Below are 20587 nucleotides of genomic sequence, written 5' to 3' on the forward strand. Positions count from 1 at the left end.
GAGGAGACAACAACATGGCAAACCCGCAGAACGTAGCGATGCCTGGAGGCAGCGCGCAACATGCGCCGATGACGACCGAGGAGAAGAAGGTCATCCTGGCCTCGTCGCTCGGCACGGTGTTCGAGTGGTATGACTTTTACCTGTACGGCTCGCTGGCGGCAGTGATCGCCAAGCAGTTCTTCGCCGGCCTGGATCCCACCTCCGCCTTCATCTTCGCACTGCTGGCCTTCGCCGCCGGCTTTATCGTGCGCCCGTTCGGCGCTCTGGTATTTGGCCGCCTCGGCGACATGATCGGCCGCAAGTACACCTTCCTGGTGACGATCCTGATCATGGGCCTGTCGACGTTCATCGTCGGCCTGCTGCCCGGCTTTGCAACCATCGGCTGGGCCGCCCCGATCATCCTGATAGCACTGCGCATGCTGCAGGGCCTGGCGCTCGGCGGCGAGTACGGCGGTGCCGCCACCTACGTGGCGGAACACGCGCCGCACGGCAAGCGCGGGTCCTACACGGCCTGGATCCAGACCACCGCGACGCTGGGCCTGTTCCTGTCGCTGATCGTGATCCTGCTGTGCCGCGAACTGACCGGTGCCAATTTCGACGCCTGGGGCTGGCGCATTCCGTTCCTGGTCTCGATCCTACTGCTGGCCGTGTCGGTGTACATCCGCCTGTCGATGAGCGAATCGCCGGCGTTCCAGCGCATGAAGGCCGAAGGCAAGACCTCGAAGGCTCCGCTGACCGAATCCTTCGGCCAGTGGCGCAACCTGAAGATCGTGATCCTGGCGCTGCTGGGCCTGACCGCGGGCCAGGCCGTGGTCTGGTACACGGGCCAGTTCTACTCGCTGTTCTTCCTGACCCAGGTGCTGAAGGTCGACGCCAAGACGGCCAACCTGCTGATCGCCGGCGCGCTGGTGATCGGCACGCCGTTCTTCCTGTTCTTCGGCTCGCTGTCGGACAAGATCGGCCGCAAGTGGATCATCATGATCGGCTGCGCCCTGGCCGTGCTGACCTACTTCCCGCTGTTCAAGGCGATGACCCACTATGCCAACCCGGCACTGGAACGCGCCCAGCAGTCGGCACAGATCGTGGTCACCGCGGATCCGGCAAGCTGCTCGTTCCAGGGCAGCCCGATCGCCCGCGAGATCGACTTCCGCAGCTCGTGCGATATCGTCAAGCGTACGCTGGCCCAGGCATCGGCCAGCTATGAAGTGGTAGCTGCCCCGGCCGGTACGGTGGCATCGGTGAAGATCGGTGACAAGGAGATCAAGTCCTTCGACGCCACGGTGACCACGGGTGCGTTCGACGACGCCAGCAAGAAGCAGATCGCCGAGTTCAAGAAGGCCGTCGGCGCCGAGATGTCCGCGCACGGCTACCCGACCAAGGCGGATCCGGCCCAGATGAATACGATCATGGTGCTGGTGATCCTGGTGATCCTGGTGATCTACGTGACCATGGTCTACGGCCCGATCGCGGCGATGCTGGTCGAGATGTTCCCGACGCGCATCCGCTACACCTCGATGTCGCTGCCCTACCATATCGGCAATGGGTGGTTCGGCGGCTTGCTGCCCACCATCTCGTTCGCGCTCGTGGCCCAGAACGGCAACATCTACTACGGCCTCTGGTACCCGATCATCATCGCCGCGGTCACCTTCGTGATCGGCGCGCTGTTCGTACGCGAGACCAAGAACGTGGATATCTACGCGAACGACTGAGCCAAACCCTTTGAGGCAAGACCGATCCGGTAATCGGTCGCTCCAGCCGGCAGGCCGCAAGGCCTGCCGGTTTTCTTTTCACGCCCGTGTCATCATCTTTTCAAAGAGGTGTTGACAGGTCGTAAATTCCCGGTAGAATAGCGGTCTCTGTTGGCGAATTAGCTCAGTCGGTTAGAGCGACGGAATCATAATCCGCAGGTCCGGGGTTCGAGTCCCTGATTCGCCACCATCCATTCTCAAAGGGGGTTAGCGCAAGCTAACCCCCTTTGTCTTTCCGGGTTCCGTTGAGCGGTCCCGTCTTCGCCGGCGACTACGCTGCCGCGACGCGGTCATTCAGAATGGCCGCCCTTCTCGCGCTCACCCTCGACTGCCGTCCGGCGGCACTTGACCAGCCGGGGACAGCCATTACAGCAACCGGTGCCGGCGCGCATAGTCGACCATCTCGACGACGGACTCCACATTCAGCTTGCACATGATGTTGGTCTTGTGGGTGCTCACGGTCTTGCTGCCGATCAGCAGCAGCGCGGCGATCTCCTTGTTCGAGTGTCCGCGCGCCAGGTACTGGAGCACCATGAGTTCGCGCTCGGTCAGCCGCGCCAGCCTGCCGGCAGACGGCAGGCGCAGCGAGCGTGCGGCTTCCAGCGTCTGCGTGGGAAACACCAGGTAGCCCGACATCACGCCCTGCGCGGCCTGGACCATTTCCGCCAGGTCCCGCTGGCGCGGCACGAAGCCATGGGCCCCTGCGCGCAGCGCCTGCGCCGGCGCCATCGTGGCATCGCTGTCGGACAACACCAGCAGCCGCACCGCGGGATAGCCGGTGGCCAGCCGCCTGATCAGCGCGATGCCGGCCTGGCCAAGCGTGTCCAGCTCGATCACGACCAGCCGTGGCTGGCGATCACGCACCAGCTGCCGGGCCAGCCGCACGTTGTCGGCCAGCAGCGTCCGGCGCGCGCCCAGCGCATGGGCGATCTGCCACGATGCCTCGCCGGGCGGCGCAGGCCCTGCATCGACGATCAGGGCTTCATCGAACGAGGTGGGGTCCAACGCGCGGCTCCATGTTGAAGGGACTACCGCGAAGATTAGGTCGTGGGCTCCACGCCGGATCGGCGAAACGGCCGCATCTGCATGCGTACTTGTCGCAACGAAGCTGGAGAATTTCTGCGTCCGGGGCGGGCTTATGCGCTTTACGCTATACGCCCGCCTCCCGCAACGCGTTCAGCTCGCGCTCAGGACGGCTTTGCCGGCGAGAAGCGCGGCGCCGGCGTGGAGCGCGCGACTTCGCGATCGCCCTGGCGGTGCAGGCGGTAGGTGCCGCGCGCCTGGTTGTGCGGATGGCGTGCCGCCTCGTCCAGCGTGAGCACGCGGGCAAAGCAGACATCGGTACCGCCGAGCAGCGATTCCCAGTGCGTGCTGGGACGCGAAGCGATCAGCGCGGCGATGCGCGCCTTCACCGTCGGCCACTGCGCGCGGTCATACTGCGCGGCCGGATCGATGTCCGTGAGTTCGAGGCGCTCGAGCAGTTCGCGATAGAACTGCGGCTCGAGCGCGCCGAGCGTGATGGCGCGGCCATCGGCACACGCATAGACGTCGTAGAACGGGGAGTCATGGAAGGCGCTGGGCTGCGGGCCGCCCAGCGTGCCGGCCGCGCGCGATACCTGCACCAGCGAGCCGAGCATGGCGACGATGTCGGTGATCGCCGCATCCACCACGCAGCCCTGCCCGCTCGACCGCGCGTGCAGGATGGCACTGGTGATGCCGAATGCCAGGCCGAGCGCCCCCGTGGCATCGCCGACCACCGTGGGCGGCACCATCGGCAGCGCGCCGTCACGCGCGGCCATCGACAGCAGGCCGGTCAGCGCAATGTAGTTCAGGTCGTGCCCGGCGCTCTGCGCGAGCGGGCCGGTCTGGCCCCAGCCGGTCATGCGGCCGTAGACCAGGCGCGGGTTGCGCGCATGGCATTGCGCCGGACCCAGCCCCAGGCGCTCCATGGCACCGGGGCGCAGCCCCTCGATCAGGGCGTCGGCGCCGGCCACCAGGTCCAGCGCGGCAGCCACGTCCTCGGCGGACTTCAGGTTGAGCTGCACCACGGTCTTGCCATGCTCGAGTTCCATTTCGGCCGGCACGTTCTGGCCGCGCAGGATCCGCCGGGCATCGGGGGCAACCGGACGGGTCACCAGCGTGACTTCCGCGCCCAGGCCAGCCAGCATGGCTCCGCACAGCGGCCCCGGACCGATCCCTTCGAATTCCACTACCTTGATGCCACGCAGGGGCAGGAGGTTGCCGCTTTCGCTCATGTTTGCTGTCTCCGTCGAGCGCTCCGGCCGGGCCGGATCGCCTGATGTTCTGGGGTAGAAAGGCCGGGCACCATGTCGCGGCAGCGCCAGCCGGGCTCGGCACATGCTAAGCGGGCTTACCAGCGAGCGGCAATGGCTAAATGTGTCAGGCGCCTTGACATATCCTGCCGCATTGCCGCTCCGGGAGCGCAAAAGGAAATTTCCGAGTCACTTGATCTAAATCTGATTGTGGCGCAAGACTTGCTGCCATGATGGTGACGGACGGCCCGCCGCCCGCTCCTTCAATCCGCGGCGCCGATCCTGCCTATCCTATAACCTGGCGTATCCGTTCAGCGCCCCTCCAGGAGATTCCCGCCATGACCAATATCGTGCTCGCCACCGACGGATCGGCCTTCAGCGACGCGGCCGCCCGCTTCATTGCCGAAGGCAAGCTGTTGCAAAGCGGCTTTACCGTCCACGTGGTGCACGTCGCGCCCGAAGTCAGCGGACAGGTCCGCGCCTTTGTCAGCAAGGAAACCATCGACGCCTGGCACCAGGAGGCCAGCGACAAGGCCATGGCCGGCGTGTGCGAGATCCTGTCCGCGGCCGGCATTCCGTTCGAGCGCCACGCGCTGCACGGATTCGCGCCCGAGCGCATCGTCGCCTACGCGCGTTCAGCGGATGCTCAGGCTATCGTCATGGGGACACACGGCCGCGGTTCGTTCTTTGATGCGGTGATCGGCTCCGTGGCGGGCCGCGTGCTGGCGCAGGCGCCCTGCCCGGTGCTGCTGGTCAAGGCGCCCGAAAAGGCCTGAGCGGGGCGGGCCGACCGCCGCACCGCCCCTCTCCAGTCAGTCTCTCAAGCGCCCCACAGGGGCGCTTCTTCCATCAGCGCGACTTGCTCGCGCAGTTCCAGGATGCGGTCCTGCCAGTAGCGCGCCGTTCCGAACCACGGAAACGCCGCCGGAAAGGCGGGATCGCGCCAGCGGCTGGCCAGCCAGGCGCTGTAGTGGAGCAGCCGCAGCGTGCGCAGCGCTTCCACCAGCCACAGTTCGCGTGGCGCGAACTCGGCAAAGTCTTCGTAGCCCGCAACGATATCGGCCAGCTGGTCCTGCATGGCGGCACGGTCGCCTTCGAGCAGCATCCACAGGTCCTGCACGGCGGGCGCCATGCGGCTGTCGTCGAAATCCACGAAATGCGGACCTGCGGCAGCCAGCCCCGTGGCCCGGGCGTCGTCGCCGTCGATCCACAGCACGTTGCCGCGATGGCAATCGCCATGCACGCGCAGCAGGCGCACGTCGCCGGCGCGGTCATAGCAGCGGCGCACGCCGTCCAGCGCTAGCTCCACCACCGCCCGCCACGGTTCGCGCAGATCGGCCGGGATACAGTCATGCGCGATCAGCCAGTCGCGCGATGCCACGCCGAAGGTCTGCGCGTCGAGCACTGGTCGGGCCTGGTAGGCATGGGCAGAACCCACGGCGTGGATGCGCCCGATGAAACGGCCGAGCCAGGTCAGCGTGTCGGCGCGGTCCAGCGCGGGTTCGCGGCCGCCACAGCGGGGAAAGACGGAAAAGCGGAAATCTTCATGGCGTTGCAGCGTGCTGCCGTCCGGTCCGGCAAGCGCCGGCACCGCGGGAATCTCGGCATCGGCAAGTTGCTGCACGAAGGCATGCTCTTCGAGGATGGCGGCATCGGTCCAGCGGCCGGGCCGGTAAAACTTGGCCACCACAGGCTTGGCGTCCTCGATGCCGATCTGCCAGACCCGGTTCTCGTAGCTGTTGAGCGCCAGCAGCCGGCCGTCAGGGCGCATGCCCGCCGACTCGAGCGCATCGAGGATCAGCTCGGGCGTCAGCCCCGCGAACGGAATGCCGCTGTCGCCGGATGCTTGATGTGCGCTCATGCCTTCGGGCCTGGCGGGCTCAGCGCCCGCGCTTGGCCGGTGTGCCGCCAAGCAGCGCTGCCTGCGCCGGACGGCGGTTGCGTGCCGGGGCGCCGGCCCCGTCCTGCGTCGGCCGCGGCTGGCCTCCGCTGCGCGGCTGGGCCGGTGCGGCATTGCGGCTTGCGCCACCCTGCCCGCGGCCGGATTCGCCGCCGGCATGGCCTGCGCCGCCACGTGGCGCATTCTGGGCAGAACGCTGGCGCGGTTGTGCCTGCGCCGGTTTGGCCGCCGCAGGCGCAGCCGCCTTGGGCTGCGCGCGGCCACGTCCCCCGCCCTGTCCACCACCACCGCCACCACCGCCGCCACCCTGACCACGCTGCTGGCGGCCCTTCTGGATGGGCTCCGCCGCGATGCTCGGATCCACCTCGAAGCCGGTCAGTACGGTCTGCTCCAACTTGCGCTTGATCAGGCGTTCGATATCGCGCAGCAGGCCGTGCTCGTCCACGCAGACCAGCGAGATCGCCTCCCCCTCTGCGCCCGCGCGGCCCGTACGGCCGATGCGGTGCACATAGTCCTCGGGCACGTTGGGCAGGTCGAAGTTGACCACATGCGGTAACTGATCGATGTCGATGCCGCGCGCGGCGATATCGGTCGCCACCAGCAGGCGCAGCGTGCCGGCCTTGAATTCCGACAGCGCGCGCGTGCGTGCCGACTGGCTCTTGTTGCCGTGGATGGCCAGCGCCGACAGCCCCTCCTTGGTCAACTGCTCGGCCAGGCGGTTGGCGCCGTGCTTGGTGCGCGTGAACACCAGCACCTGGTGCCAGTCATGCTGGCGCACCAGGTGTGCCAGCAGTTCGCGCTTGCGTTCGCGGTCCACCGGGTAGACGCGCTGCTCGACGGTCTCGGCCGTCGTGTTGCGGCGCGCGACCTCGATCGAAGCCGGGTTGTTCAGCAGCCGGTCCGCCAGCCCGCGGATCTCGTCCGAGAACGTGGCCGAGAACAGCAGGTTCTGGCGCTTCGGCGGCAGCACATTGAGGACCTTGCGGATGTCGTGGATAAAGCCCATGTCGAGCATGCGGTCGGCTTCATCGAGCACCAGCAATTCCACATGCGAGAGGTCGATCGTGCGCTGGGACACATGGTCGAGCAGACGGCCAGGCGTTGCCACGACGATGTCCACGCCGCGCCGCAATTGTTCGATCTGCGGGTTGATGCCGACCCCGCCGAACATGACCATCGAGCGCAGCTTGAGGTGCTTGCCGTAGTTGCGCACGCTTTCTTCCACCTGGGCGGCAAGCTCGCGCGTGGGGGTCAGCACCAGCGCGCGCACCACCGGCCGGCCCGGGCGCTGCGCGCCGGATTCGGACAGCAGTTGCAGCATCGGCAGCGTGAAGCCGGCGGTCTTGCCGGTACCGGTCTGGGCGCCGGCAAGCAGGTCGCCGCCTTTGAGGATGGCGGGAATTGCCTGGGCCTGGATGGGAGTCGGGGTGGTGTAGCCCTGTTCGGCCACGGCCCGCACAAGCTTGTCGGACAAGCCGAGTTCGGAGAAAGACATGAATGGATGCTTCGGCCGTCTGCTGCGCGCTGGGCGCGCCAGCCAGCAGGCGACCTGTGTGATCTGAAACAACGCCGGTCGGGGGACCGGCGAAGCGGGGGCCGGCGGCATCCGCTTACGAAACAAAGGTCGGTAGTGTAACAGCCAAGGGCAAACCTTTTCGGCACATGGGCACGCCGTGCCGGCTGATACACACCGGCACGCGGCGCGCGGGTGTGGCGCTGCGCTATCATGCGGCCACCACCCGTCCCGGGGCGACGGCGCGGCGTCGCGCCACCCACGCAAGCACTCATGCGGTTCCGATTCCTCGAAGACCAGGAAGTCACGCTGTTCGCGGCGATTCCGGTCGGCATTCTGGCAGCCATAGCGACCACCCTGTTCAAGGAAGCCCTGGAACGGGCCGGCGTCGTGATTTTCTCCAGCGACGCGGACGTCGTCGCGGTGTTTGCCGGGCTGGCGTTGGCCTGGCGCATCGTGGTACCGGCCGTCGGCGGCGCGCTGGCGGGCTTGCTGCTCTGCGCCGCCAACCGCTTTTCCGGCAGCGGCGGCGCGACCGACTACATGGAAGCCGTGGCCAACGGCAGTGGCCGCCTGCCGGTGCGCGTCACGCTGCTGCGCTCGCTGTCGTCGTTCTGCTCCATCGTCAGCGGCAGCTCCGTCGGCAAGGAAGGCGCGATGATCCAGCTCGCCGCGCTGTGCGGCTCGCTGTTTCCATCGACACGCATCGGCCGGCCCGACGGCGCCTCGAACATGGGCCGCATGCTGACCGCCTGCGGTGCCGCCGCCGGCCTGGCCACGGTCTACCACACGCCGCTTTCGGCCGCCGTGTTCGTGGCTGAAGTGGTGTTCGGCGCACTGGCGGTGCAACGGCTGATGCCGCTGTTCCTGGCTTCGGTGGCAGGCGCCATGGTCAGCCAGTGGCATGGCGGCCTTCAGCCCCTGTATCCGGGCCTGCACATCGAGCCGGACCTGCGCCCGCAGCTGATACTGGCCGCGGCAGGCCTTGGCGTGACCGCGGGCATTGTTGGCGCACTGTTCCTGCGCGCCGCGAGCAAGGCGCGCGGGCGCTTCGCGCGCGTGCCAGGCGGCCCCGTGGCGCGGCTCGCACTGGGCGGCGCACTGGTGGGCGTGCTGGCCATGGGCGTGCCCGAAGTGGTCGGCAACGGCTTCTCGACGATCCAGACCATCCTGCAGGAACAGCCGCTGACCGTCTCGGTGGGCCTGGTGCTGCTGGCCAAGCTGGCGGCTACCGTCATCAGCATGGGCTCCGGCGCGGTCGGCGGCGTGTTCACGCCTTCGCTGTTCGTCGGCGCGGCGCTGGGCCAGTTGCTGGCGCTGGCCATGCAGGCCGTAGTGCCCGGCGCACCGGCCTCGCCGGTGCTGCCGCTGGTCGGCATGAGCGCCTTTCTTGCGGCGACCAGCCAGGCGCCGTTGATGTCGGTGCTGATGGTGTTCGAGATGACGCTGGCCCCGGCGCTGCTGCTGCCCTCGATGATCGGCGCCGTGGCGGCGTACTACACGGCTTCGCGCTGCCAGACGCTGTCGCTCTACAGCGTGATTGCCGAGCGCGCGCAGGCCTCCGCCGCCGAAGAGAACGCGCGCGCCATGACGCTGGCCGGGCTGTGCGATCCGACCGATACCACGCTGGCGCCGGATGCCTCGCTGGCCGCCGCGGCCGACAAGTTTGCCGAGACGGGCACCCGCTACCTGTACCTGGTCGAGCCCGATGGCCGCCTGCTGGGCGCGCTGTCGATCCACGCGCTGCAACGCGCGCAGCGCGAAAATTCCACCACCGGCGTGCTGGCGCTGGCCCAGCGCGACTTCCCGTCGCTGACCCCGGAATCGCGGCTGCGCGACGCGCTGGAGGTCTTTGCCGCGCATGGCATCAACCGCATTCCGCTGGTGCGCGATGCGGACAGCCGCGAGCTGATGGGCACGGTCTCCAAGCAACGTGTGCTGCAAGAGGCATCCTGTCTGTTCTAGACGACGCGGCGAACGGGCACGGCACGGTGCCGGTCGAACGGGGTAAAATACGCGGTTGCCCTTCAGCCCCCATCTCAACCTGAGCTGCGCCCTTTCCGGAGCCAATATGCCCGCTGGCCGTTCCCTGCGTCGGAGTGCTTCATCGCGTTTTCTCAAGCCGCTGCTGGCCCTGTCGCTGGGCACGGCACTGTGGCTTGGTGCAGCCGGCGCCATGGCGCAGCCGATCCGCGTGATCCCGGTCGATGCGCCGCAGGCGAAGCTGGTCGTCGCCGCGCCGTCGGCCGGGGCACCGCAGACGGTCACGCTCGATGGCAAGACCTTCGGCGTGGCGCCGGGCCTGCGCGTGTTCAGCAGCGACAACGAGCTGATGAACATGGCTGCCATCGCGGGGCAGAAGCTGCCGGTGCGCTACAAGCTCGACCTGTACGGCCAGCTCCTGACCGCATGGGTGCTCAGCGAACAGGAACAGAAGGCGCTGAAGGCGAAGTCCTGACCCACCGAAGTACGGAGGCGCATGCGCCGTCCGTGTTGTTGCCACACCCTGATGCCCCCAGGTGAACCACTGAGACCGGCACCATGAAGAAAGTATTTGTGAAGACGTACGGCTGCCAGATGAACGAGTATGACTCGGACAAGATGGTCGACGTCCTGAACGCCAGCCAGGGGCTGGAACCCACCGACAACGTCGAAGACGCCGACGTGATCCTGTTCAACACCTGCTCGGTGCGCGAGAAAGCGCAGGAGAAGGTGTTCTCCGAACTGGGCCGCATGAAGGCGCTCAAGGCCGCCAAACCCGACCTCGTGATCGGCGTGGGCGGCTGCGTGGCCAGCCAGGAAGGCGCGAGCATCGTCTCGCGCGCGCCCTATGTCGACGTGGTGTTCGGCCCGCAGACGCTGCACCGCCTGCCCGACCTGATCGCGCGCAAGCAGCGCACGGGACAGTCGCAGGTCGATATCTCGTTCCCCGAGATCGAGAAGTTCGACCACCTGCCGCCGGCCCGCGTGGAAGGCCCGAGTGCCTTTGTCTCGATCATGGAAGGCTGCTCGAAATACTGCAGCTACTGCGTGGTCCCGTACACGCGCGGCGAGGAGGTCTCGCGACCGTTCGAGGACGTGCTGGCCGAAGTGGCCGGCCTGGCGGAACAGGGCGTGCGCGAAGTTACGCTGCTGGGCCAGAACGTCAACGCCTATCGCGGCGCCATGGGCGGCACCAGCGAGATCGCCGACTTCGCGCTGCTGATCGAGTACGTGGCCGAGATCCCGGGCATCGAACGCATCCGCTACACCACCAGCCACCCGAAGGAATTCACGAGCCGCCTGGTCGAGCTGTATGGCCGCTGCGACAAGCTCGTCAACCACCTGCACCTGCCGGTGCAGCACGCCTCCGACCGCGTGCTGATGGCGATGAAGCGCGGCTACAGCGTGCTCGAGTACAAGAGCATCGTGCGCAAGCTGCGCGCGCTGCGGCCCGATATGTCGATGTCGTCGGACTTTATCATCGGCTTCCCCGGCGAAACCGAAGCCGACTTCGGCAAGCTGATGGCGATGGTCGAAGAGATTGGCTACGACACCTCGTTCTCGTTCATCTTCAGCCCGCGCCCCGGCACGCCGGCGGCCAACCTGCACGACGACACGCCGCACGAGGTCAAGCTGCGCCGCCTGCAACACCTGCAGGCCACGATCGAGGAGAACGTGCAGCGCATCAGCCGCAATATGGTGGGCTCGGTGCAGCGCATCCTGGTCGAAGGCCCGTCCCGCAAGGACCCGACCGAACTCCACGGCCGCACCGAGAACAACCGCGTGGTCAATTTCGCGCTGCCGGGCGTACCGCAAGCGCAGCGCGACCGCATGATCGGCCAGATGGTCGACGTGTCGGTCACGCAGGCGTTCCCGCATTCGCTGCGCGGCGAGATCGTGGTGCGGCAATGAGCGAAGCCACCCCACGCGCCAGAATGAAGATTCCTACCGCAGAATTCGTCGCCCCGCGCGACGACAACACGCGGCTGCAGAACCTGTGCGGCCCACTCGACGAGAACCTGCGCCAGATCGAACAGGCGCTCGACGTGACCATCCAGCGCCGCGGCCACCGCATGACCGTGCGCGGAACCAACGCGCAGGATGCCGCCCTCGCGCTGGAGCGCTTCTACAACGAGGCGCGCACCGCGCTGTCGATCGACGACGTGCAGCTGGGCCTGGTGGAGGCACGCCAGATCTCGGCGCACGGCAGCTACCTGCCGCAGGCCGACGACGAGAACGGCGCCACCGAGTTCGAGGACGACTCCCCGGTACTGCATACGCGGCGCTCGGGGCTGCAGGGCCGCACCGCCACGCAGCGCGAGTACCTGCGCCACATCCTGTCGCACGACCTCACGCTGGGCGTCGGCCCGGCGGGGACCGGCAAGACCTACCTGGCGGTGGCGTGCGCGGTCGATGCGCTCGAGCGCGACACGGTCAAGCGCATCGTGCTGACGCGCCCGGCCGTGGAAGCCGGCGAGCGCCTGGGCTTCCTGCCTGGCGATCTCGCGCAGAAGGTCGACCCGTACCTGCGTCCGCTGTATGACGCGCTGTACGACCTGCTCGGCTTCGACCGCACGCAGAAGATGTTCGAGCGCCAGATGATCGAGATCGCGCCGCTGGCGTACATGCGCGGACGCACGCTGAACCACGCCTTCATCATCCTCGACGAGGCGCAGAACACCACGCCCGAGCAGATGAAGATGTTCCTCACGCGCATCGGCTTCGGCTCCAAGGCGGTGATCACCGGCGACACCACGCAGATCGACCTGCCGCGCGGACAGAAGAGCGGCCTGGTCGAGGCCCAGCACGTGCTACGCGATGTGCGCGGCGTCGCCTTCTCGCGCTTTTCCAGCATCGACGTCGTGCGCCACCCGCTGGTGGCCCGCATCGTCGACGCCTATGACGAATACCACGCCCAGCACAAGGACGCGTAAGTGAAATCCAAGAAAGCCCAGCCTTCCGGTATCAGCCTGACCCTGTTCGATGGCGAAGGCCGTGCGCGCAAGAGCGCCGCCCGCGCCGTGCGCGTGCAGCTGCCCGATGGGCGCAGCCTGACCGTCGACCTGTCGCAGGCCGCCGACGGCGTGGTGGCCCTGCTGGCCGAGCACACTGACACCCGCCAGCAGGCCGGCCTGCTGGTGCGCCCGGACAATAACGATGCGCTGTCGGTGGCGGTCACGGCCACGCCGGTGGTCACCACGACGGGCACCCCGGCCACGCCGCCCGCGCTGGAACTTGAAGTGCAGCAAGGCGACGGTGTCGGCAAGCGCGCCGGTCTGCCTGCGCGCAAGCAGATCGAGACCTGGGTCACGTCGGCGCTGTACGCCGACGCCGCGCTCACCGTCCGCTTCGTCGGCGAAGACGAGGGCCGCGCGCTCAATCGCACCTATCGCGGCAAGGACTACGCCACCAATGTGCTGACTTTTGCCTACGCCGAGAATGAGGACGACCCGGTGAGCGGCGACATCGTGCTGTGCTGCCCCGTGGTTGAAGCCGAGGCGCAGGAGCAGCGCAAGCCGCTGGAAGCGCACTATGCTCACCTGATCGTGCATGGCGTGCTGCACGCGCAAGGATACGAGCACGAGGACGACGCCGAAGCAGAGGAAATGGAAGCGATCGAGACCGAAACGCTGCAGGCCCTGGGCTATGACGATCCTTACCGCGACGACCACAGGCCGGTCGCCCACTGAGCGCCGCGCCCCTTCGCGCCTAAAGTGAGCCCACCCGCACACAGCCTGCCGCCTTGGCGGGCTGTGTCACGGGGATCGACGGGCTTTTAGTGTATCCTTCAGACGATCTCCACCACGCGCTTGCCGCGAAATGAACGACCCCTATCCCAGTTCGAAGCCTGCCCAATTCAGGCACTCCGATCGTCCCCGATCGCTGCTCGAACGCCTGACCGACCTGATTTCCCCTGAGCCCGAATCCCGCGCGGAGTTGCTTGCCGTGCTGCAGGATGCGCATGAGCGCAACCTGATCGACGCCGATTCGCTGTCCATGATCGAGGGCGTGTTCCAGGTCTCCGAACTGACCGCGCGCGACATCATGGTGCAGCGCTCGCAGATGGATATGGTCAATATCGCGGACGCGCCGCAGACCTTCATCCCGTTCATGCAGCATACGGCGCACTCGCGCTTCCCGGTGTATGAAGGCAGCCGCGACAACATCATCGGCATCCTGCTGGCCAAGGACCTCCTGCGCTACTACACCGACGAGCAGTTCGACCTGCGCGAGACGCTGCGCCCGGCGGTGTTCATCCCGGAATCCAAACGCCTGAACATCCTGCTGCGCGAGTTCCGCAACAACCGCAACCACATTGCCATCGTCGTCGACGAATACGGCGGCGTGGCCGGGCTGGTCACCATCGAAGACGTGCTGGAACAGATCGTCGGCGACATCGAGGACGAGTTCGACCTCGACGAGGACCAGGACAACATCCTGCCCCTGCCCGATGGTGGCTGGCGCGTGCACGGCCTGACCGAGATCTCGCAGTTCAACGAGGTGTTCGGCACGGCGTTCTCCGACCACGACGTCGATACCGTGGGCGGCTTGCTCTCGAACCATCTCGGCCACGTGCCGCATCGCGGCGAGATCATCACGTTGCCGCCCGTCAGCTTTGAAGTGCTGCGCGCCGACGCGCGCCAGGTCCACCTGCTGCTCGTGCACCGCGAGTCGCCCGCGAACCACCTGGCCGACGCATGAAGCGCCCGGCCCCGGTGCTGGCCGGCACGTCCGTCGCGGCGCGCGAGCGCGTGTCCACCGCGATCCTCACCCGCCTGCTGCTGGCCGGCATGCTCGGCATTGCCCACACCCAGGCCTTCGCCCCGCATGACTGGTGGTGGCTGCAGATCCTGTCGCTGGCCGGCCTGGCCGCGCTGATCGCCGATGCCCCGCGCGCCCGCGTGGCCGCCGCCACCGGCTATGCCTTCGGCCTGGGCTGGTTCCTGTCCGGCATCTGGTGGCTCTACATCAGCATGCATGTCTACGGCGAGATGCCGGCCTGGATGGCAGCGCTTGCCGTGGTGCTGTTCAGCGCCTTCCTGTCGCTCTATCCGGCGCTGGCCGGCGCGGCCTGGCATCGCGTGGCCGCGCGCCTGCCGCGGCTGTCGATCTGGAACCCGCTGGCCTTCGGCGCGGCATGGGGACTGTCGGAGTGGCTGCGCGGGGTGATCTTCACCGGCTTCCCGTGGCTGTCGGGCGGTTATGCGCATGCCGATGGTCCGCTGGCCGGCTTCGCCCCGCTGTTCGGCGTGTACGGCATCGGCGCGCTGGCCGCTACCGTGGCCGCGCTGCTGGTGCTGGCCGTCCGTGCATTCGGGCATCGCGACGGCGGCCGCGGCCTTGTGGCCGCCGTGCTCGTGGCGGCGCTGCCGATCGCCGGTGCAGTGCTGTCGCCGATTGCGTGGACCACGCCTGCTGGCAGCCCGATCACGGTCCGGCTGCTGCAGGGCAACGTGCCGCAGGACATCAAGTTCGAGCAGGCCGGCGTGCAGCGCTCGATCGAGCTGTACCGCGACATGATCACCGCCACGCCGGCCGACCTCATCGTGACGCCCGAAACCGCGTTCCCGGTCATCCTGCAGGACCTGCCGGTCGATGTCGCGATGGCGATGCGCGACTTCATGGAGAAGTCCGGCACCGCCGTGCTGTTCGGCGCCGCCGGCGCCGATTCGCCGGTCGATTTCACCAACAGCGTATTTGGCATCGGCCCGCTGTCGCGCGGGCTCTACCGCTACAACAAGCACCACCTGGTGCCGTTCGGCGAATTCATCCCGCTCGGTTTCCACTGGTTCGTCTACATGATGAAGATGCCGCTCGGCGACTTCCGGCGCGGCGGGCTGGAACAGGCACCGATGCCGGTGCGCGGCATCCGCGTGGCACCCAATATCTGCTACGAGGATCTGTTCGGCGAGGAAATCGCCCAGACGCTGCGGCACCAGGCCGCGCCCGCGAACATGATGGCGAACCTGACCAACCTGGCGTGGTTCGGCGACACCATCGCACTGGACCAGCATCTGCAGATTTCACGCATGCGCGCGCTGGAAATGCGTCGCCCGATGTTGCGCGCGACCAATACCGGCATGACCGCCGTGGTGACGCCGGATGGCAAGGTTCAGGCACGCTTGCCGACCTTTACCGTCGATACGCTGACGGCCCGGGTGCAAGGCATGCAGGGGCTGACGCCCTATATCCGCTGGGGAAATGTGCCGGTGCTGGCCTGGTTTGCAGCCGTGCTTGCGTTGGCCGCCTGGCGCGCGCGGGGCGCACGCTGAAACTGACTGCCGGGTCACAGGCAGCAGGTTTGCCAGGGCGCGTCCGTCACGGGTAGTGCGGTGCGCGTCCAGGCCCGGCATCGCCGCGGTGTGGCCTGGCTATGCCGTCTCCTTCCAGTCGCCGCCGAATCAGGCGAGCAGGCTCGTCACTGCTGCCGCGGCGATCATGACCGCGATGGCGAGCAGATAAGGTTTGCGAGAAAGTAATGCCATGACCGTGTCCCCATCATTTGGTGGTTCTTAGCAACTCTGACAACTGGTTGCTTACTCATACTGTATACAAAAACGTTATCGGCAAGGGCACCCCAAGCCTGAATCCCCCGTCGGTGTTTTCCCCATGCGTTGCGAAAGCCCGACATGCCGCCGCGGCCCGCAAAGGCAGGCCGGCGCCCAAAAACCCGATAGAATTCAGGGTTTGGCACCAACCGTATGCGTCGCCCGCTGCACTTTGACTGCAGCCCGCGCCCTGAACGGCGCGGCATTGCGGCGGGACTCCCGATCTAGTCTTCCTATGCTGACCTTCCAACAAATGATTCTGACCCTGCAGGCCTATTGGGACCGGCAGGGCTGCGCACTCTTGCAACCCATCGATCTGGAGGTCGGCGCGGGGACTTCGCACGTGCACACGTTCCTGCGCGCGATCGGCCCGGAGCCGTGGCGCGCGGCCTATGTGCAGCCGTCGCGCCGCCCCAAGGACGGCCGCTACGGCGAGAATCCGAACCGCCTGCAGCACTACTACCAGTACCAGGTCGTGCTCAAGCCCGCGCCGGAGAACATCCTCGAGCTGTACCTCGGCTCGCTCGAAGCGCTGGGGCTGGACCTGAAGCAGAACGACATCCGGTTCGTCGAGGACGACTGGGAGAACCCCACGCTGGGCGCATGGGGCCTGGGCTGGGAAGTCTGGCTCAATGGCATGGAGGTCACGCAGTTCACCTACTTCCAGCAGGTCGGCGGCATCGACTGCAAGCCGATTACGGGCGAGATCACCTACGGCATCGAGCGCCTGGCCATGTACCTGCAGAAGGTCGAGAACGTCTATGACCTGGTCTGGACCGAGTGGCAGGAGAACGGCGAAACGCGCCGCCTGACCTATGGCGATGTCTACCACCAGAACGAAGTCGAGCAGTCCACGTACAACTTCGAGCACAGCAACACCGAAATCCTGTTCCGCCATTTCGCCGAACATGAGAGCGAGGCCAAGCGTCTGATGGGCAATGGCGGCGAGACAGCCGACAGCGGCACCCAAGCGCAAGCCGGCACCGGCCCTCGCCTGGCGCTGCCCGCCTACGAACAGCTGCTCAAGGCCGCCCACACGTTCAACCTGCTGGACGCGCGCGGCGCGATTTCCGTGACCGAGCGCGCCGCGTATATCGGCCGCATCCGCAATCTTTCGCGCCAGGTCGCGCAGGCCTATTACGATTCGCGCGAAGCGCTGGGCTTCCCGATGTGCGGCGGGGCCAAGGCATGACGTCGCTGACGCGCAGCGCGCTGTGCTGCGCCATGGTCATGGCAGTGCTGGGGCTGACGGGCGGTGCCGCCGCGCGTGCCAAGACCCAGCCCGCGCCGAGCCCGCAGGCGCTGCTGCTGCCGGCCGATCTGTCCAATGTATGCGAAGCCGAACCGCAGGCACTGCAGGTCGCCATGGCGCGCCACTGGCAGCCATCGCTGAACTCGCTCGATCAGTGGACACAGCTGGTGCGGTCGTTCGCGTGCGACCTGTCGGGCTCGCGCGATCTTGGCTGGCACCGCGTGCCGCTGCGTGCGTATGAAAGCGCGATTCGCTATCCGCTGACCTGGACCGATACGGAAATCCGCAACGGCAAGCCGCGCCGCGTCATGCGCACCTACTATTCGGCCGCGCAGTTGCCGCCGAAGATCGATTTCTGGGTGGGCGGGCGCATCGACGAGATCCGCTACGACAAGCGCCTGCGCCGTATCGAAGCGCGCTTTCCGGCCGCGGGCAGCCGCGCCGCCGGCAACGGTGCGGCAAGTGCCGTCGCCGTGCCGCAATGCGCGTTCACCACCCTGCAATTCCGGCAACAGAACGGCCTCTGGCTGCTCTCCGGTGTAGAACCTAATCTTGAGCCGCACTGCTGATTGCAGGGCGTGCCACAACTTGTTGGAAACGATTCATGTCGCAACCCATGACCGACTCGCTGCTGATCGAACTGTTCACCGAAGAGCTGCCGCCCAAGGCCCTGTCGCGCCTGGGCGAGGCCTTCGCGCAGGGCCTGTTCGCCGGCCTGCGCGAGCGTGACCTGCTTGACGACGGTGCCGCCGTCACGCCCTATGCCTCGCCGCGCCGCCTGGCCGCGCTGGTATCCGGCGTGCGCCGCAGCGCGCCCGACCGCGAGCAGCGCGAGAAGGTCCTGCCGCTGACGGTGGCGCTGGGCGCCAATGGCGAACCGACCGCGCCGCTGGCCAAGAAGCTCGCCGCGCTGGCGAAGTCCGTCGGTGTGCCGGAAATCGACTGGCAAACGCTGGAGCGCGCCTCCGACGGCAAGGCCGAGGCCTTCTTCTATCGCTACACCGCCCGGGGCGCGGAGCTGGCCGCCGGCCTTCAGGCCGCGCTGGATGACACTATCGGCAAGCTGCCGATCCCGAAGGTGATGAGCTACCAGCGCCCGAGCGGCGACACAGTCCATTTCGTGCGCCCCGCGCACCGCCTGGTGGCCCTGTTCGGCAGCGAGATCGTGCCGGTCTCCTTGCTTGGCCTGCAGGCCAGCAACCTGACGCAGGGCCATCGCTTCCTGTCGCAAGGCGTGATCGAGATCCCGCACGCGACGCAGTATGCGGACGCGCTGCTGCAGCAGGGCAAGGTGATCGCGAGCTACGCGCAGCGTCGCGAGTCGATCCGTGACCAGTTGCTGAAGGCTGCCGGCGCAGACCAGGTCGTCATGCCGGATGCGCTGCTCGACGAGGTGAATTCGCTGGTGGAATGGCCGGTGGTCTACGCCTGCCATTTCGAGGAAGCTTTCCTGGCGGTTCCGCAGGAATGCCTGATCCTCACGATGCAGACCAACCAGAAGTATTTCGCGCTGACCGACGCCGACGGCCACCTGCGCAACCGCTTCCTGATCGTTTCCAATCTCGCCACGGAAACGCCGCAGTCGATCATCACGGGCAACGAGCGCGTGGTACGCCCGCGCCTGGCCGATGCCAAGTTCTTCTTCGACCAGGACCGCAAGAAGACGCTGGCTTCGCGCGTGCCGCAGCTGGCGAGCGTGGTCTACCACAACAAGATCGGCACCCAGCTTGATCGCGTGCAGCGCCTGCAGCAGATTGCCGGCCACATTGCCGATGCGCTCAACGCGGCTGGCGTCGCCGTGGACAAGGCCGCTGCCATGCGCGGCGCCGAACTGGCCAAGGCCGACCTGCTGACCGATATGGTCGGCGAGTTCCCCGAGCTGCAAGGCACCATGGGCACCTACTACGCCCGCCACGACGACGAAGCCGAGGACGTGGCGCTGGCCTGCTCCGAGCACTATCGCCCGCGCTTTGCCGGCGACGCGCTGCCCGAAGGCGCCGTCAGCACCGCCGTGGCGCTGGCCGACAAGCTCGAAACGCTGGTCGGCATCTGGGGCATCGGCCTGCAGCCGACTGGCGAGAAGGATCCGTTCGCGCTGCGCCGCCATGCGCTGGGCATCCTGCGCATGCTGATCGAGAAGCCGCTGGCGCTGTCGGTCGACGCGCTGCTCGCGCTGACCCAGCAGGCCTTTGCCGGCGTGACGGCCGTCAAGGCCGCCCCTGAGGCGATTGCCGATTTCCTCTATGACCGTGTGCGCGGGTACCTGAAGGACAAGGGCTACACCACCAATGAAGTCGAAGCCGTGGTCAGCCTGCGCCCACAGCAGCTGCACGACGTGATCGGCCGCATGGAAGCCGTGCGCACGTTCGCCGCGCTGCCGGAAGCCGAAGCGCTGGCCGCCGCCAACAAGCGCATCACCAACATCCTGAAGAAGAACGCGGACGCCGCGCAGGACATCGCCGCCGTCAACCCGGCCCTGTTCCAGGAAGATGCCGAACGCGCGCTGCATGGCGCCATCGAACAGGTGCGCCCGGCCGTGGCAGCGGCCTTCGCCCGCGGCGACTTCACCAGCGCGCTGCGCGACCTGGCCCAGCTGCGCGAGGCCGTCGATGGCTTCTTCGACAACGTGATGGTGATGGCCGAGGACGCGCAGCAGCGCGCCAACCGCCTCGCGCTGCTGGCCTCGCTGCATGCGCTGGCCAACCGCGTGGCCGACATCTCCAAGCTGGCGGCCTGACCCGGGCCGCACGCCACACCGGAAACCAGACATGCCGCAGACACCGCCCAAATTCATCGTCCTCGACCGCGACGGGGTGATCAACCTCGACAGCGACCAGTTCGTGAAATCGGCCGACGAATGGGTGCCGATCGAAGGCAGCCTAGAAGCCATCGCCATGATGAACCAGGCGGGTTACCGCGTGGTGGTCGCCAGCAACCAGTCCGGCATCGGCCGCGGGCTGTTCGAGATGAGCGCGCTCAACGCCATGCACGAGAAGATGTACAAGGCGCTGGCCAACCTGGGCGGGCGGGTCGACGCCGTGTTCTTCTGCCCGCATACCGCGGCCGACGCGTGCGACTGCCGCAAGCCGAAGTCCGGTCTGCTCGAACAGATCAGCGAACGCTTCGGCATCGAACTCAAGGGCGTGCCGATCGTCGGCGACTCGCTGCGCGATCTCGAGGCCGGCGTGGCGGTCGGCTGCACCCCGCACCTCGTACTGACCGGCAAGGGCCAGAAGACCCTGGACAAGGGCGGTCTGCCGCCCGGCACGCGCGTTCACGACGATCTGCGCGCCTTCGCCCGCTGGCTGGCCGGCGGCGACGTCGCGCCGCGCCCGGCTTCTTCCTGAATTCCCTGCTGACCCCATCAAGC

Annotated in this window: 17 protein-coding genes and 1 tRNA gene; 14 read left to right on the forward strand and 4 right to left on the reverse strand. The window is 67.2% G+C overall.

What is annotated here, in order from left to right:
- The first annotated feature begins 14 nt into the window (after positions 1 to 14).
- Positions 15 to 1709, forward strand: coding sequence for an MFS transporter (locus AC3FKG_RS08210; protein ID WP_488742833.1), 1695 nt, complete (start codon positions 15 to 17; stop codon positions 1707 to 1709).
- 152 nt (positions 1710 to 1861) lie between these two features.
- A tRNA-Met gene (locus AC3FKG_RS08215) sits at positions 1862 to 1938 on the forward strand.
- A gap of 176 nt (positions 1939 to 2114) precedes the next feature.
- Here the strand turns inward: AC3FKG_RS08215 and AC3FKG_RS08220 are convergent.
- Together AC3FKG_RS08220 and AC3FKG_RS08225 are read right to left on the reverse strand one after the other, a co-directional pair.
- Entirely contained in the window at positions 2115 to 2753 is a 639-nt protein-coding gene (locus AC3FKG_RS08220; RefSeq protein ID WP_488742834.1) for a LuxR C-terminal-related transcriptional regulator, read from the reverse strand.
- Positions 2754 to 2935: 182 nt separating this feature from the next.
- Positions 2936 to 4003: a CaiB/BaiF CoA transferase family protein gene (locus tag AC3FKG_RS08225; RefSeq protein ID WP_483710493.1), complete on the reverse strand. Its 1068-nt coding sequence runs from the start codon at positions 4001 to 4003 to the stop codon at positions 2936 to 2938.
- Positions 4004 to 4359: 356 nt separating this feature from the next.
- Between AC3FKG_RS08225 and AC3FKG_RS08230 the strand changes: the two genes are divergently transcribed.
- Positions 4360 to 4797 carry a universal stress protein gene (locus AC3FKG_RS08230; protein ID WP_483710492.1) on the forward strand — a complete coding sequence of 146 codons (438 nt, stop codon included), beginning with the start codon at positions 4360 to 4362 and terminating at the stop codon, positions 4795 to 4797.
- A 44-nt stretch (positions 4798 to 4841) separates the two neighbouring features.
- On the opposite strand, the gene AC3FKG_RS08235 is transcribed toward AC3FKG_RS08230, so the two are convergent.
- Both AC3FKG_RS08235 and AC3FKG_RS08240 read right to left on the reverse strand, forming a co-directional pair.
- Complete coding sequence (locus AC3FKG_RS08235; protein ID WP_488742835.1) at positions 4842 to 5882, reverse strand: serine/threonine protein kinase; 1041 nt, start codon at positions 5880 to 5882, stop codon at positions 4842 to 4844.
- Between the two features lie 19 nt (positions 5883 to 5901).
- Positions 5902 to 7416 carry a DEAD/DEAH box helicase gene (locus AC3FKG_RS08240; RefSeq protein WP_488742836.1) on the reverse strand — a complete coding sequence of 505 codons (1515 nt, stop codon included), beginning with the start codon at positions 7414 to 7416 and terminating at the stop codon, positions 5902 to 5904.
- Between the two features lie 291 nt (positions 7417 to 7707).
- Between AC3FKG_RS08240 and AC3FKG_RS08245 the strand changes: the two genes are divergently transcribed.
- From AC3FKG_RS08245 to gmhB, 11 genes are all read left to right on the forward strand, one after another.
- The gene (locus tag AC3FKG_RS08245) at positions 7708 to 9399 is read left to right on the forward strand and encodes a ClcB-like voltage-gated chloride channel protein (protein ID WP_483710489.1); all 1692 of its coding nucleotides are present in this window, start codon (positions 7708 to 7710) and stop codon (positions 9397 to 9399) included.
- Between the two features lie 106 nt (positions 9400 to 9505).
- The gene (locus tag AC3FKG_RS08250) at positions 9506 to 9892 is read left to right on the forward strand and encodes a hypothetical protein (protein ID WP_483710488.1); all 387 of its coding nucleotides are present in this window, start codon (positions 9506 to 9508) and stop codon (positions 9890 to 9892) included.
- Between the two features lie 83 nt (positions 9893 to 9975).
- The gene (miaB, locus tag AC3FKG_RS08255) at positions 9976 to 11328 is read left to right on the forward strand and encodes a tRNA (N6-isopentenyl adenosine(37)-C2)-methylthiotransferase MiaB (protein ID WP_483710487.1); all 1353 of its coding nucleotides are present in this window, start codon (positions 9976 to 9978) and stop codon (positions 11326 to 11328) included.
- Positions 11329 to 11351: 23 nt separating this feature from the next.
- Positions 11352 to 12350 (forward strand): PhoH family protein, encoded by a 999-nt coding sequence (locus AC3FKG_RS08260; protein WP_483710486.1) that lies wholly within the window; start codon positions 11352 to 11354, stop codon positions 12348 to 12350.
- Positions 12351 to 13106, forward strand: a complete 756-nt coding sequence (gene ybeY / locus AC3FKG_RS08265; RefSeq protein WP_488742837.1) for an rRNA maturation RNase YbeY — start codon at positions 12351 to 12353, stop codon at positions 13104 to 13106. It begins immediately after the preceding gene.
- Positions 13107 to 13236: 130 nt separating this feature from the next.
- Complete coding sequence (locus AC3FKG_RS08270; RefSeq protein WP_488742838.1) at positions 13237 to 14118, forward strand: CorC family transporter; 882 nt, start codon at positions 13237 to 13239, stop codon at positions 14116 to 14118.
- Positions 14115 to 15689 (forward strand): apolipoprotein N-acyltransferase, encoded by a 1575-nt coding sequence (gene lnt / locus AC3FKG_RS08275; RefSeq protein ID WP_488742839.1) that lies wholly within the window; start codon positions 14115 to 14117, stop codon positions 15687 to 15689. Before AC3FKG_RS08270 ends, lnt begins: the two co-directional genes overlap by 4 nt.
- A gap of 511 nt (positions 15690 to 16200) precedes the next feature.
- Positions 16201 to 17157 carry a glycine--tRNA ligase subunit alpha gene (gene glyQ, locus AC3FKG_RS08280; protein ID WP_483710482.1) on the forward strand — a complete coding sequence of 319 codons (957 nt, stop codon included), beginning with the start codon at positions 16201 to 16203 and terminating at the stop codon, positions 17155 to 17157.
- Positions 17154 to 17786, forward strand: coding sequence for a hypothetical protein (locus AC3FKG_RS08285; protein WP_488742840.1), 633 nt, complete (start codon positions 17154 to 17156; stop codon positions 17784 to 17786). The genes glyQ and AC3FKG_RS08285 overlap by 4 nt, the downstream gene beginning before the upstream one ends.
- Positions 17787 to 17821: 35 nt before the next feature.
- Positions 17822 to 19954, forward strand: a complete 2133-nt coding sequence (glyS, locus tag AC3FKG_RS08290; RefSeq protein ID WP_483710480.1) for a glycine--tRNA ligase subunit beta — start codon at positions 17822 to 17824, stop codon at positions 19952 to 19954.
- Positions 19955 to 19985: 31 nt separating this feature from the next.
- The gene (gmhB, locus tag AC3FKG_RS08295; protein ID WP_483710479.1) at positions 19986 to 20564 is read left to right on the forward strand and encodes a D-glycero-beta-D-manno-heptose 1,7-bisphosphate 7-phosphatase; all 579 of its coding nucleotides are present in this window, start codon (positions 19986 to 19988) and stop codon (positions 20562 to 20564) included.
- Positions 20565 to 20587 lie beyond the last annotated feature (23 nt).

This window comes from Cupriavidus sp. 22TCCZM04-2 (assembly GCF_057798895.1).

Coding starts and splice junctions, on each gene's coding strand:
- AC3FKG_RS08250 (WP_483710488.1), top strand. CDS start 9,506: ATGCCCGCTGGCCGTTCCCTGCGTCGGAGTGCTTCATCGCGTTTTCTC.
- AC3FKG_RS08245 (WP_483710489.1), top strand. CDS start 7,708: ATGCGGTTCCGATTCCTCGAAGACCAGGAAGTCACGCTGTTCGCGGCG.
- AC3FKG_RS08230 (WP_483710492.1), top strand. CDS start 4,360: ATGACCAATATCGTGCTCGCCACCGACGGATCGGCCTTCAGCGACGCG.
- lnt (WP_488742839.1), top strand. CDS start 14,115: ATGAAGCGCCCGGCCCCGGTGCTGGCCGGCACGTCCGTCGCGGCGCGC.
- glyS (WP_483710480.1), top strand. CDS start 17,822: ATGTCGCAACCCATGACCGACTCGCTGCTGATCGAACTGTTCACCGAA.
- AC3FKG_RS08270 (WP_488742838.1), top strand. CDS start 13,237: ATGAACGACCCCTATCCCAGTTCGAAGCCTGCCCAATTCAGGCACTCC.
- glyQ (WP_483710482.1), top strand. CDS start 16,201: ATGCTGACCTTCCAACAAATGATTCTGACCCTGCAGGCCTATTGGGAC.
- miaB (WP_483710487.1), top strand. CDS start 9,976: ATGAAGAAAGTATTTGTGAAGACGTACGGCTGCCAGATGAACGAGTAT.
- gmhB (WP_483710479.1), top strand. CDS start 19,986: ATGCCGCAGACACCGCCCAAATTCATCGTCCTCGACCGCGACGGGGTG.
- AC3FKG_RS08240 (WP_488742836.1), bottom strand. CDS start 7,416: ATGTCTTTCTCCGAACTCGGCTTGTCCGACAAGCTTGTGCGGGCCGTG.
- AC3FKG_RS08235 (WP_488742835.1), bottom strand. CDS start 5,882: ATGAGCGCACATCAAGCATCCGGCGACAGCGGCATTCCGTTCGCGGGG.
- AC3FKG_RS08285 (WP_488742840.1), top strand. CDS start 17,154: ATGACGTCGCTGACGCGCAGCGCGCTGTGCTGCGCCATGGTCATGGCA.
- AC3FKG_RS08210 (WP_488742833.1), top strand. CDS start 15: ATGGCAAACCCGCAGAACGTAGCGATGCCTGGAGGCAGCGCGCAACAT.
- AC3FKG_RS08225 (WP_483710493.1), bottom strand. CDS start 4,003: ATGAGCGAAAGCGGCAACCTCCTGCCCCTGCGTGGCATCAAGGTAGTG.
- AC3FKG_RS08260 (WP_483710486.1), top strand. CDS start 11,352: ATGAAGATTCCTACCGCAGAATTCGTCGCCCCGCGCGACGACAACACG.